The sequence below is a fragment of the Nitrososphaera sp. genome (genome assembly GCF_013388945.1).
Lineage (GTDB): Archaea > Thermoproteota > Nitrososphaeria > Nitrososphaerales > Nitrososphaeraceae > Nitrososphaera.
The window spans coordinates 1-12,423 of the sequence record NZ_JACAEH010000029.1 but is presented as its reverse complement, the minus strand read 5'-3'; the positions used below and the strand labels follow the sequence as shown (position 1 = coordinate 12,423).

The 12,423-nt window shown below is 55.5% G+C and carries 14 protein-coding genes and 1 pseudogene; 5 read left to right on the top strand and 10 right to left on the bottom strand.

Annotation, left to right across the window (positions count from 1 at the left end):
• Nucleotides 1–302 precede the first annotated feature (302 nt).
• The gene (locus HXY31_RS11885; protein ID WP_292643297.1) at nucleotides 303–722 is read left to right on the top strand and encodes an NUDIX domain-containing protein; all 420 of its coding nucleotides are present in this window, start codon (nucleotides 303–305) and stop codon (nucleotides 720–722) included.
• A gap of 119 nt (nucleotides 723–841) precedes the next feature.
• Nucleotides 842–2,374, top strand: coding sequence for a radical SAM protein (locus tag HXY31_RS11880; protein WP_366933107.1), 1,533 nt, complete (start codon nucleotides 842–844; stop codon nucleotides 2,372–2,374).
• On the opposite strand, the gene HXY31_RS11875 is transcribed toward HXY31_RS11880, so the two are convergent.
• The 3 genes from HXY31_RS11875 to HXY31_RS11865 form a co-directional block, all read right to left on the bottom strand.
• Entirely contained in the window at nucleotides 2,371–2,697 is a 327-nt protein-coding gene (locus tag HXY31_RS11875) for a hypothetical protein (RefSeq protein WP_292643293.1), read from the bottom strand. The two genes, HXY31_RS11880 and HXY31_RS11875, sit on opposite strands and share 4 nt — an antisense overlap.
• Nucleotides 2,698–2,735: 38 nt before the next feature.
• Nucleotides 2,736–3,578 carry an FAD-binding oxidoreductase gene (locus HXY31_RS11870; protein WP_292643291.1) on the bottom strand — a complete coding sequence of 281 codons (843 nt, stop codon included), beginning with the start codon at nucleotides 3,576–3,578 and terminating at the stop codon, nucleotides 2,736–2,738.
• Nucleotides 3,579–3,736: 158 nt separating this feature from the next.
• The gene (locus HXY31_RS11865) at nucleotides 3,737–4,192 is read right to left on the bottom strand and encodes an HTH domain-containing protein (protein ID WP_292643289.1); all 456 of its coding nucleotides are present in this window, start codon (nucleotides 4,190–4,192) and stop codon (nucleotides 3,737–3,739) included.
• Nucleotides 4,193–4,412: 220 nt separating this feature from the next.
• Here HXY31_RS11865 and HXY31_RS11860 point away from each other — a divergent pair, with 220 nt between their 5' ends.
• A complete protein-coding gene (locus HXY31_RS11860) occupies nucleotides 4,413–4,697 on the top strand; it encodes a hypothetical protein (protein ID WP_292643287.1) in 285 nt (94 codons plus the stop codon).
• On the opposite strand, the gene HXY31_RS11855 is transcribed toward HXY31_RS11860, so the two are convergent.
• From HXY31_RS11855 to HXY31_RS11825, 7 genes are read right to left on the bottom strand one after another with little or no spacing between them, the layout of a single operon-like run.
• Nucleotides 4,698–5,180: a hypothetical protein gene (locus tag HXY31_RS11855; RefSeq protein WP_292643286.1), complete on the bottom strand. Its 483-nt coding sequence runs from the start codon at nucleotides 5,178–5,180 to the stop codon at nucleotides 4,698–4,700.
• Nucleotides 5,181–5,212: 32 nt separating this feature from the next.
• Nucleotides 5,213–6,082 carry a fumarylacetoacetate hydrolase family protein gene (locus HXY31_RS11850; protein WP_292643284.1) on the bottom strand — a complete coding sequence of 290 codons (870 nt, stop codon included), beginning with the start codon at nucleotides 6,080–6,082 and terminating at the stop codon, nucleotides 5,213–5,215.
• 5 nt (nucleotides 6,083–6,087) lie between these two features.
• Nucleotides 6,088–7,824 (bottom strand): glutamate--tRNA ligase, encoded by a 1,737-nt coding sequence (locus HXY31_RS11845; RefSeq protein WP_292643282.1) that lies wholly within the window; start codon nucleotides 7,822–7,824, stop codon nucleotides 6,088–6,090.
• Nucleotide 7,825: 1 nt separating this feature from the next.
• Nucleotides 7,826–8,833 carry a polyprenyl synthetase family protein gene (locus HXY31_RS11840; RefSeq protein ID WP_292643260.1) on the bottom strand — a complete coding sequence of 336 codons (1,008 nt, stop codon included), beginning with the start codon at nucleotides 8,831–8,833 and terminating at the stop codon, nucleotides 7,826–7,828.
• On the bottom strand, nucleotides 8,830–9,921 hold the full coding sequence (fni, locus tag HXY31_RS11835; protein WP_292643258.1) for a type 2 isopentenyl-diphosphate Delta-isomerase: 1,092 nt from the start codon (nucleotides 9,919–9,921) through the stop codon (nucleotides 8,830–8,832). The genes HXY31_RS11840 and fni overlap by 4 nt, the downstream gene beginning before the upstream one ends.
• Nucleotides 9,922–10,677 (bottom strand): isopentenyl phosphate kinase, encoded by a 756-nt coding sequence (locus HXY31_RS11830; protein WP_292643256.1) that lies wholly within the window; start codon nucleotides 10,675–10,677, stop codon nucleotides 9,922–9,924.
• Nucleotides 10,678–10,709: 32 nt separating this feature from the next.
• Nucleotides 10,710–11,003, bottom strand: a complete 294-nt coding sequence (locus tag HXY31_RS11825; protein WP_292643254.1) for a hypothetical protein — start codon at nucleotides 11,001–11,003, stop codon at nucleotides 10,710–10,712.
• A gap of 91 nt (nucleotides 11,004–11,094) precedes the next feature.
• On the opposite strand from HXY31_RS11825, the gene HXY31_RS11820 reads away from it, so the two are divergent.
• Nucleotides 11,095–12,204: a tetratricopeptide repeat protein gene (locus HXY31_RS11820; RefSeq protein ID WP_292643252.1), complete on the top strand. Its 1,110-nt coding sequence runs from the start codon at nucleotides 11,095–11,097 to the stop codon at nucleotides 12,202–12,204.
• 27 nt (nucleotides 12,205–12,231) lie between these two features.
• Nucleotides 12,232–12,423 (top strand): annotated as a pseudogene (locus HXY31_RS11815) (myo-inositol-1-phosphate synthase); the annotation flags it as partial.

Here is a 12,423-nt window from a genome sequence, read left to right as displayed (position 1 = left end):
TGATAGATAGAGAATACAGGAATCAGAGCCATCAGTCGATGAGGACTGCGCAAGCAGTCTGATGTGGGCGGGTTGGGCGTTGCCGGTGACAAGGCGCAAAACCCAAGGGCAATGGTCAAGCTCAAGCCGTGATAGCGGCACGGTGTCTTGCCGTTCAAAAGGCTTGGCAGGTGAAGCGATGAAGGGGAACGTGAGACTGACGCTAATCCTCCCAGTCGATGCCAAGAAGAATACCAAGTATTCGACATGACCAAGCGTTACCGTTATTATTGAGCGCCCATTTTTGATTAGCAGTAACCAAAGTGGTAAACGAACAGTCTGTCGGCGCGGTGATAAAGCACAGGTCGCCGGACAGCAAGACCGCGGAATTTCTGCTCCTGCGCAACAGGCGCGGGTTCTGGGGCTTTCCCCAGGGCCACAAGGAGCGCGGCGAGACTGAAATCCAGACCCTTGTCCGCGAAGTGATGGAAGAGACAGGCATCAAGGACCTTGACATCCAGTCCTACATCGGCAAGATAACCTACTCGTTTTTCAAGGGCGACGGCATGAGGTCTGAAAAAGAGGTGAGGTTCTACTTTGCGACGACACCAACAAAAGACGTGAGGATATCAGAGGAGCACGCGGATTTCACGTGGGCGACTCTCAAGGACGCGTTCTCGCTCCTTGACCACGCAAAGCTCAGGCAGATACTTGACCGGGGCCACAGAAAGGGCCTCTACTAAATAACCGAGTGGAGAACGGAGTAATAGGTTTATTTATAGCCAAGCGAAAACGAATACGGTACAACGCAATGGTAGCTTCCGGTGGCAAGAGGATAGTTCTTACTGCAGACCGCTCCCTGATGACAAACTACAGGGGCAATTTCCTTTACGGCTTCATCGCCTGCGGACCTTATGAGCTCGTGCCTGAATTTGTCTTTGACAAGCTGTTCTGTCCGTCGGTCAAGACTGATCCTGCGACAGGCGGGGTCGAAGTCGCGCAGTGCGGCCTTCGCAGGATAGAGGGCGCGCTCTTGAAAGAGTACAAACGCGACGAAATATTTCTGGCACACCCCGAGATGCTTGAAAAGTCTATAGGCCCGGACACAAAGGTGGTCGGCATTAACGTGATGGACCCGCTCGGTATGGCGCCTGTTACCACAACCATGTCGCCAGAGAAACTTTCCTACGTCGCCATGAAGTTCAAGAAGATGTGCGCTTCCATCATCCAGCTCAAGAAAAAGTACAACTTTAAAGTGGTCGTCGGAGGCAACGGCTCGTGGGAATTAGCCAAGCCGGACAGGATGAAGATACACGGCATCGACACCGTCGTCATCGGCGAGGCCGACGAGCTTGCACTTGATCTGTTCCACGACCTTGAGGCCGGCGACGCGCCAGAGCTTTTGCACACGTTTGTGAGAAACATAGACAACGTGCCCATGATGCAGGGTCCGACGGTAAACTCGCTCATAGAGGCCATGCGCGGGTGCGGCCGCGGGTGCGACTTTTGCGACGTGAACAAGAGGACCAAGAAGGACTTTACGCTCGACAGGCTGAAGCAGGAAGCGAAGCTGAACCTCGACTATGGCTTTGACTCTATCTGGCTCCAGTCAGACGAGATGCTGCTGTATGGCTGCGACAACAAGGACTTTATTCCCAACGCAGACGCAATCACCGAGCTCTGGTCAGGGCTAAAGTCCACGGGCGCGCGCTTTGTCGGAACAACCCACATGACTCTTTCGGCAGTCGCGTCGTCGCCTGACCTGATAAAGAAGATGTCAGAGATAAACGAGATGAACGTCGGAAGCGGCAGGTGGCTTGCCACCAACCTCGGCATCGAGACTGTTGCGCCTCGCATGGTCAAGAAGCACCTTGGAGTCAAGACAAAGCCGTTCCAGCCCGACGAGTGGGGAACGGTAGTAAGAGAAGGATGCAAGATCCTCAATCAGAACAGGTGGTTCCCTGCGCTCACGCTCATTATCGGCTGGCCCGACGAGACGCCGGACGAGACGCAGTACACTATCGACCTCATCGAGGATTTCAAGCAGACCAACATGCGCGGCATTGTTGCGCCACTGCTCTACCAGGACTTTTCCGAGAAGAACTCGATGCACTTTGGCAACCTCAACGAGGCCCAGTTCACGCTGTTCTGGAAGTGCTGGGAGCACAACCTGCGCGTGATAGACGACATCATACCCATCATCATCAGGAACAAGTCCTATGGTCCCATGATGAAGGTGTTCATGGCGCTATTGATAAAGGCAGGCACGTGGGCAATAATGAAGTACCTCCGCGGCCTTTCGAAGGAGCTGTTCGCAGGCCAGGTGCCAGAGGACATCATCGCACGTTACAGCAACAAGCGCTCTGTCACTGCGCCGTTGCCAAAGAAACTCTAAGAGAGGCTCTTTATCGCCTCGTCTGCAAGCGTCGCAGACTTGGGCGTGAGCACGATAAAGTAATTCTTGTCGGCGCGCTCTATTGCCGAAACCGTGCGGAACTTTTTAGTTGAAACGTCAAACTCCACAAGGCCGGGCTCGAGCTTGCCTTTTGTGTAGACCATCATCAGCACCTCGCCTGTCAGCGGGCTGAGCGGGATCAGCGAGAATATGTAGCCCTTGTACGAGCTGACAGGCATCACCTGCTTGCCGTAGGGCGCGACCGACGTGAGGTAGAGAAAAACGTCTTCTACCGTGCCAAATTCTTCGTACTCGAATTTCATGCGCTTTTTTGCCTTCCGTCCGAATATAAGGCTTAAGACTAGCCGTACGACTCGAACTTGATGTCGTACGATCCGTCCTTGCGCTTGTTGCGCTCTGTCACGAATCCCTTGGGGATAAGGTAGTCCAGCGCGCCGTCGACGGTCCCCTGCCAGCCGCAGATGTAAAACGACGTGTTCTCCGGCGTGACCTTCTCTCCCACGAGCTCTTCAAGCGGCGATAGGTCCTTGCCAGCCTTTGGACGCAAGAACGACTCGACCCTGCCCTTCTGGCCGTTCCAGGTCCTGTTGAACCACTCCTGCGGCCTTGAGATGCTTGCGCGGTAGCGGAAGTTCCACTTGTCCTTGCCCTTGTCCAGGCTCTCCTCTTCAAGCGTCGAGAGGTAGTCGCGGTAGCCAAGCTCATCGACATAGCTTGCGCCGTGCAGGACAACAATCTCGCGCTTGCTCCCTGTCGCGTGCAGGTGGCCCGAGTACGACACAAAGGGCGCAAGGCCGGTTCCACCGCCTATTAGCACCATCCTCCTGTTGTCCGGGCTTCCGTCGTGCATCTTTTCGTTTATCGTGAAAATGCCTGTGGGCTTGACCCAGAGGATATCGTCGCCTTCCTTCATGTTGAACAGCTGCGTAGTCAGCCTGCCGGGGACCGGCTTTTTGACCCAGCGGATATAAAGCTCCCAGTATTTCTTTTGCTCCGGTGGCGACGCGATGGAGTAGGCGCGCCGGATAATCTTGCCCTCGCTGGGCACATTAGTCCCGATGGTCAAAAACTGCCCGGCCTTGAAGTCCGGGATCTGGCCGTTCTCGGGAGTTATCTTGAATACAGCAAGATCCTCCTTGATCACTTGCAGGTAGGTGATCTTGCCCTTGTTGTCAACTACCATTACTCCCAAGAATCATTTTCCGTATAATAAATACATTGTTACACTTGCGTCCGTATGAATCAGGTAGCGAAGGCGCAATTAATTATCTAATGTCATGCGCAAAGTACAAAAAAGGACCTAATACTAAGAAAGGTTCGCGGAGCCTAGTGACAGCCTGACTAGTTCTTTTCCCGCCTGAAATGGAAATCCGGCTCGTACACATAGCTTTCATGTCTCATCTTGAATACGTGGCTTTGCGCGCTGTTGCTGTCGTCGTTTGTTCCTATGAGCATCCGCAGCCTCGCGTTGTAGCAGTCCCGCAGGAACTCGAGCGACCTAAGCTTTTCAATTGCAGACGAGTTCTCGTTCTCAGCCATCTTCCATGCCACCCTGGTCATCTGGTCAAGGCCGGCCATCCACCTAGAAAACTCGAATAGCGCCTCGTCTGTTACCTGCTGCTCCACCACTTTTTTTGACTGCTTGCGCATCTCCTGCAGGTCGCGGCTGACAGTGGCCTGGTCCACCCCGAGCTCCTTTGCCATCTCATCCTGGGTGATCCCCTTGCTGTGGAGCGCCATTACCTTGGCGCGCCGGGTTTCGATTTCAACTTGCATCTCGCCTTTCTGCCCAGACATGGCCTTTCAATGGCCGGCTCTTGCCTAAAAGAACTAATTTAACATAAAAAGTGAGCGAGCTGAATTAGTTCTTTAATACAAGTTCGGCGCGCAAAACGGCGTTTTATGCATAGCCGTGCTCATTTTATGCATTTATGCACGCTCAAAAAAAGACGTTATGCATGAATGTCCGAAGATGTAGGAAAACGACTAATTAGTGTGTAATCGCATGAACGAATGTATGGCAGGCTGGTTCAGGCGTGACGGTTCTGACGACGTTGACGATCTTGAAAAGGCGATAAACGAGCTGGGCGACGAGCAGCGCAAGCTGGTCGCCAAGTTTGACAGGGCAATGAACGACTTTGCCACCGAGCGCTCGCTTGAGACGTGCCTTGACGCCCTGAACGTCTCGATACAGCTGGCAAACACTAGGGGCAGGATGTCGGAAGCCTGGGAGCGCTACGGGCGCATAATGGAAGGCGAGGTCGCAAGGCTGTCGAGGCAGGCCGGCCTTGACAAGAAATGATCAATCGGGCAGCTGCACGGGCGTTGCCAGTTTTTCAAATTCGTCAAAGAGCGCGTGCGAGCCCCTGCCGTTGACGAAAAGCAGGAGCATGCCCTCGTCCATCAGGTTCTCTATCTCTACGCCAATCTCCTCTGTCTGGATTATCGGAAAATACGACAGAGAATCTGTCGCAAGCATCAGGGTAGCCCTGTCGTGGTTGTCTATTACGTCGTAAAGGATCGATTCAAGCGAGCCCAGAAACCCCATGTCGTACTTTATCTGCGGCCTGACAATCGTCGCGATTGTCTGCAGTTCGCTTGAGGCAACGAGGGGCGACACAAAGTTGGTGTGGCCGGCAAACACGACGTCGCGGTCCACGCCGGTGTAGCCGTTTTCTTTAAAGAATTCTTCGCAGGCAGCAAGAATCTGCTTGTCTGCAAGCCATGAGCCCCTGCCTTCGTTCATGCGCGACATGAACGTCTTTGCGGCAACTGTCCGCGCCATGCCAAAGAGCACTACGTGTTTTGATATAAACGTCACTTGAAGACTATTTTGTGCTTTATAGTTCCGAGCTTTTCTATCGATATCTCCACGATGTCGCCGTTTTTCAGGTAGCGGGGCTCCTTCATCGACATCGCAACGCCTGCAGGCGTGCCGGTAGAAATGATGTCGCCGGGCTCAAGCGTCATTGTCCTGCTGAGCGCAGATATTATGCGCTTTATTGAAAGCACCATGTTGCTTGACGACGAGTCCTGCCTCGTCTCGTTGTTCACCTTTGTCGTGATGTGCAGGTTCTGCGGGTCGGGCACCTCGTCCTTTGTGGTTATCCACGGACCGCAGGGCGCAAAGGTGTCTATGCCCTTTCCGCGCGTAAACTGCTTGTCCTTGAACTGTATGTCGCGCGCAGACACGTCGTGCAATATCATGTAGCCAAACACGCTGTCAAGCGCCTCTTCTTCTGACACGTGCTTGGTGTCCTTGCCTATCACCACTGCAAGCTCGGCCTCGTAGTCGAGCCTCGTCACAAACGCGGGGCAGATGACGTCGCTGAAAGGCTTGTTGAGCGCGGTCCGGGGCTTCATGAATATCACCGGCTCGTCAGAAGGCGTCAACCCTGCATCTCGGGCGTGGTCGTAGTAGTTGAACGCAAGGCAGATTATCTTTGGAGGGTTTGGTATCGGGACTAGAAGTTCTGCGCCGTCGACCTTGTGCGAAAAGTGCAGTTTGTCCTTTGCGCCGGCGACTTCGGCAAGCCAGCCCTTGAACATGAAATCCTTGATGCTCGGCGGCACGGGGATCCCGGTCTGCTCCTGTATTTCGTGCCGGGTGACAAGGCGCTTGCCGTCTTCAGACACAAGCGCGTACGTCTCTTTGAACTTGGAATCGTTGATTCTCGCTATCTTCATTGTCCTTACCTGTGCGTAAGTATCGCTGTGTTGCTCCTGTCAATCCGGCAGAACCCGAACCTGACGAACTGCACCTGGGCACCAGGCGCAAGGGCCGCTGCAAACGACTCGACGCCGCCTTTGGCGACTTCGAGGCTGTCTGGGTTGTATTCCTCGCCCGCATACAGCGCTTTAGGAATCATAACCTGAAACTCAACTATATCATTCTTTGCAATCCACTGCACCTTTGGCATCGACTGGCGGATCTCGTCGCCTCCCATCACCGCCCTCACGGCGCGCACCCTGCCGTCCTGCCTCTCAAGGCCGGCCACCTTGATGTTGTAAAGTTCTATGAGGCGCAGCTCGTCGCCTTCCTTGAGGTTCTGCGCGTCGTCGCCTGCCATGAAAAGCCTGTCTGCAACTCTCACCTTCCTGCTTCCAAGCGACGGGTCGGTAGGGTGGTTCTTTAGCGTGACTTGCATTTCCTTTGCGCCCTCGACGCGGACCTCGACAGGGTCGCGCACAAAGTAAAGCCTCATGCACCTGGGGTCTATTATCTTGCGGTTGAACGCCTCGAGCGCCTCAAACGGCGGCTTTGTCTCTGCAAGAGTCAGCCCCAGCGAGAGCACGAACTTGCGTATTGCTTCAGGAACAAATCCGCGCCTCTTGAACGCAGATAGCGTCGGCAGGCGCGGGTCGTCCCAGCTCTTTATCGTCCCGCTGTCGATGAGCGGCCTTATCTTCCTCTTTGAGACGGGCATGCCCTCGAATTCAAGCCGGGAGAACTCTATCATCGCCGGCTTGCGCAGGCCCAGCCTGTCAAGTATTGCAAAGTAGAGCGCGTTGCGGAGCTCGTATTCCTTGGTGCGCATTGCGTGCGTCACGCCGTCAAGGCTGTCTTCAAGTGGCGCTGCAAAATCATAAGTGGGCCAGACCCGGACCTTTTTCCCCACCTTTGGGTGGTCGCCTTCGATAATCCGAAAAAGCGCCGGGTCGCGCATAGCAGTGTTTGGGTCTGCCATGTCGCCTTTGAACCTGATGATGGCCTCGTTCTGCTCGTACGAGCCGGCAAACATCTTTTCCAGGCGCCCGGCGACGTCGACGCCGTCGGCCCTACACTCGCACGCAAGCCCCTTTGCGCGAAGGTCGCGCACCCTGTCCTGGCTGCAGGTGCACACGTATGCGCCGCCCGAATTGACAAGCCTCTTGCCATAGTCGTGCAGGATTGCGATGTCGTCGGAGGTGTTCTTTACGATATCGGGCTTTACTCCAAGCCACTCCAGGCCCTCTGCTATCGCCTCGTAGTACTCCAGCTTTTCCTTGAGAGGGTTCGTGTCGTCAAAGCGCAGTATCAGCTTGCCGCCGTACATGCGGGCGTACTCCTCGTCGATTATCGCCGCCTTGGCGTGACCAATGTGCGGGTAGCCGTTTGGCTCCGGCGGGAACCTTGTAACGACCTTGCCATGCTCTGCCCCTTCAAGCGGCGGAAGCGGCGACTTTTGTTCGACCTGCTTTTTTGCGACAAGCTCGCCTGGCGCGATTTCTTCAAGCGTTTTTTTCTGATCCGCAGCAGACATCGCGTTTACAGACGCTACTAGTGCCTTGATGTCAGGTATGAGCGACTTTATAGATGAGCGCAAGTCAGGCCTTGAGCCCAGGAGTTTTGACATCACGGCGTCCAGCTGCGCCTTGCCACCGTGGTCGAGCGCGTTTTTCAGCGCGACTACCCTGACAAGACTCTCGGCCTCGCTGTCAAGCGGCAACTCAAAGACTCCTGCCCACTATGAAATTCGCGGCAAACTCGAGTGAGCGCCGCGCAGGCGCGTCGCCGTACTCCTCAAGCGAGGCAAGGGCCCTGTTCATGTGCTCCCTTGCAGAGCTCCTCACATCCTCGTCCACGCCCATGTCAGACACGGCCTTTACAGCGTCCTTTATCTCGGCAGAAGTCGCCGTCTTGGAGCCGAAAACATTCATTATCTTTTCCTTGTTTGCGCCTTTTGCCCTCTTTATCGCAAGAAGGATGGGCAGCGTCTTTTTGCCCTCACGGATGTCGTTTCCTGCTGCCTTGCCCGTTACCTTGGGATCACCTATTGCGCCTATCAGGTCGTCCACGAGCTGGAATGCCACGCCCACGTTGCGCCCAAATGAGGAGAGGTTTGACACGTCCCGCGCCGTGTACTCTGGCGCGGATAGCGCGCCCAGCGCGCACGACACTTCAAAGAGCGCGGCTGTCTTTTTGCCTATCATGTCGATGTACTGCGCTTCACTCGGAAACTTGGTGTTTGACGCAAAGTCGATGTCCGTGACCTGGCCCTCGCAGATGACCGTGCACGCGTTTGCAAGTTTCCCGGACATCTCTGTTATGGCAGAATCGGCGATGCCGACCTTCTTTCCCTCAATTGCAAGAATTTCAAAGGCCTTTGAGAACAGCACGTCGCCTCCGAGGATTGCAAGCGGAAGCCCGAACTGCCGGTGGACCGTCGCGACGCCGTGTCTCATCTCGTCGTTGTCCATGATGTCGTCGTGCACCAGCGTGAAGTTGTGCACAAGTTCCACCGCGGCCGCGCCGGGCAGCGCGCGCCTGATGTCGCCTCCCAAGAGCTCGCAGCCCTTTATCACCATGAACGGCCGGAGGCGCTTGCCGCCTGAGCGGATGTAGTGCGACGACGCCTGGTACAGCTCCTTTGGCCTGCCTGCAAGGTGCGAAATAAGAAACTCGTTTACGGACGACGCGCATGCTTCAAGCTCGTTTTTTGCGCTGCTTGCCTTCATCCGCGACCGACCTCCTCTGCTAGCGGCCCTGTCAATATATATCTTGAACTTGCAAGTGACCGGACGTTCTGCGCGCCCACAAGGAACATCGTGCTCTTTAGCTCGGCAAGCACGGTGTCGGCAAACTCGAAAAGCGACTCCTTTGACTTGGCTGCGGCCTTCAGGAAGGGGTATGCCATCGCAGCCATGCTTGCGCCAAGCGCCACGCACTTTGCCACCTCAAGGCCGTTTCTAAGGCCTCCCGACGCAATGAGCGGAAGTTTGACTGCGCGCCTCACCTGTACCAGGCTTGCAGCAGTAGGTATGCCCCAGTCCCAGAACACCTCTCCGAGGCGCGCCTTTGCCCTATCCTTCACCATGTCTGCGCGAAGTTTTTCGACACCTGCCCAGCTGGTGCCTCCGGCCCCTGCGACGTTTATCGCAGACACGCCGGCCATCTCCAGCCTGATCGCGGCTTCACGCGAAATGCCGGCGCCAACTTCCTTTACTATGACAGGCACGTCCATGCTTTTTACAAGCTCGGATATCTTGTCAAGGACTCCCCTGTACCGGGGCTCGCCCTCCGGCTGTACAAGCTCCTGCAGCGGGTTCAGGTGGACTACAAGCGCGTTTGCGCCTATCATCTTGACTATCTTTCTTGCCTCGTCTATTGTCAGGCCCTTTGCAAGCTGCGCACCGCCGATGTTTGCGATGAGAAACGCGCCGGGTGCGTTCTTTCTTGCTATAGAATACGTGGCTGCAAGTTCCTCGCTTTTCAGGCCGGCGCGCTGGCTGCCAAGCCCCATGCCAAGGCCGTATTTCTGCGCAAGCTCGCCCAGCCTGCCGTTTATCACGGTAGCCTCGTCGGTGCCCCCCGTCATCGAGTCGATTATCAAAGGCGCCGAGAACCTGTGCCCGAGAAAAGTCGTCGAAAGGTCGATGTCGTCATAGTCTATCTCCGGAAGCGCGTTGTGGACCAGTTTCACGTATTCCAGGTACGTGGACGTCGCGCGGGCCTGGACGTCCTTGTTGAGCGGTATCTCTATGCCGTCCTTCTTGCGCTGCTTTATCACCTCGATGTCGGAGGGCACTTCTGAGGTGTCTGGCACCTACCTGCGCCCCCTCACGAGCGTGCCTACAGGCGTCTTGCCGCCTGCGGCCTCTGCGATGCGCTCAGGAACGAGCCCGTTTACCATCATTACATCCATTCCAAGGGATGCAATCTTAAATGCTTCCCTTACCTTGCGCTGCATGCCCCCCGTGACGTCTGCAAGCACGTCAGAGAACTCGACCTTGCCGTCAGGGCGCATCTCAGAAACAAGCTCCTTTGCCTTCATGTCCCGGTATATGCCGTCCACGTTTGTGGCAAATATCACCTTTGAAGGCCTCAAAGCCCTTGCGAGCATCGACATCAGCGCGTCGCCTGAAAGTATAGAGTACTTTTTGCCGCCCATGTGCACCACGTCGCCATAGGTGACAGGAGTCATCCCGGCCTGCGCCATCGCGCCTATCTCCTTTATCTTTGAAGGAAGCGGCCTGTGGCCGGACGTGAAGACGGGCGGCGCAAGCGCGTAGGGGTTTGACCCCGCCTTTATCATCGAATTGACTATTACCTGGTTGAGCGCAACCATCGACTCGTGCACGACAGACACGCCGTGCGGGTCGTAGGCAGCAGGCTTGGTGTGCATGTCGTATTTCACGGACCAGTAGTGACCAAAAGAGCCCCCGCCATGGACAACGACAAGCGGCGAGACGCCTGCAAGGACAGAGGATATCCTGTCTATTGCCTCGATGTTGGCAGCAAGCGGCCTGTCCTTGAACGTGATAACAGACCCGCCGAGCTTTACCAGTACCGGCCCCTTCACATTGGACGTACTTTTTGAAAGTGATTTAAAGTTTAGGTGATGTGGCTTGGCGTCTGCCTGTCGGGCTTTGCGCCCGCAACCTGGTTCTTTGGCATGGTAAAGCGCCTGTCGGCAGGGATGACGTACAGCTTGACCGCGCTGTTTACCGCGTAGTGCGGCGTGCCGTCAGGGTTGCGGTAGTTCGTCGCAATACCCACCCTTTCAAGCGACACTTTCACCTTTACCACCGTGCCGTCCTCCAGCTTGAAAGTGACCGTGTCGTCGCCGACGCTTTCGTAGTCGAGCATCTTGAATTCTATCTTGTCTGGCGTGCCGCCCTGTGACATGCACAGGGTATGGGCTGGCGCGTATAATAATGCCTCGACTGTGCGGACTTGTATCATAATCTATTTATCCTCGAAGCGGGTCAGCTTTCTTATGGGCAGGTTCTTCGGGGGCAACGAGGATGAGCGCCCTTCCGACGTGCAAGAAAGGCAGAATTTTACCGATACTGACTTTCAAAAGCGCGACCTCTACAAAAAGGGCGTCAACCACATGTCAAACGACAAGATGCTTGACGCCATCAGGAGCTTCGAGCTTGCCCTCAGGCTGGACCCGCAGTACGTGGATGCCTGGGTCAAGAAAGGCTATGCGCATTTCCACCTCGGCGAGTACACGGTAGCAGTCGCGGCGTACGACAAGGCGCTTGAAATAGACGTCAACAACGCCGACGCCTGGAACCTCAAGGGGCTTGCATACTACAAGATGAAGAACTACGAAAAGGCAATCGAGTGCTGCGAAAAGGCAATAGACATCAACCCCAACGACGGCATGTCGTGGTACAACAAGGCCTGCTACATGACGCTCACAGGCAAGGTCGACGAGGGCCTCGAGGCGCTCAAGCGCTCGATTGAGATTGACATCCAGAACGCCCGCAAAGCCGTAAAAGACAGAGACTTTGAAAACGCAAGAGCGGAGGAAGGTTTCAGAAGGATTATCGAAGTCGTCGTGCTTGAATCGATAAGGCAGGGCTACGACTATGTCGGCAAGATAGTCTGGGTGACTGGAATCGACAAGGTCGAAGTCGAGGACGCGATAATGCGCCTGTCCATGAAAGGGCTGCTCACCCGGCGCGAAAAGCGCAACATCACCGGCATGGAAGAATACTACGAGCTCACAAAGGAGATAGCGGACAAGGTCGGCAGCACGAAAAAGGTCGGCCTGCTTGGCAGGAAGGAAGTGTCTGCCCCCATGCAGCAGCTCAAGGACATCAGCGACGTATTGGGAAGGGCGAGGGAGGCAGTCGAAAAGGGCGACCTTGAGGCGACAAAGAAGTGCTTTGACGAGCTGATAAACCCGGCAAAGCACGGAAGCGCCATGATAGAGCAGTTCTTTGACGAGCACCGCGACCTGAGGCTTGCGCAGATACGCCTCCGGGACAAGGGCCAGGAGTACCTGAACGCCAACAAGTCGGTGCTTTCTGACATGATATCCAAGATAGACATGAAGGTCCGCCAGGGCCCGGTGTCCAAACCGGCAAAAGATTAAATCCTCACAGACTTTATTGCGTGTCAAATGGCAGATATCAGAGTTGCCGTTATAGGCGTCGGCAACGTGGGCGCCACGTTTGTGCAGGGCGTCGACTATTACAGCAACCCGAAAAACACCGTCGGCCTCTGGCACCAGAAGGTCGCCGGCTTCAGGCCGTCTAGCATCAGTATCGTCTCGGCTTTTGACATAAACCCCGCAAAGGTGGGAAAGAGCCTT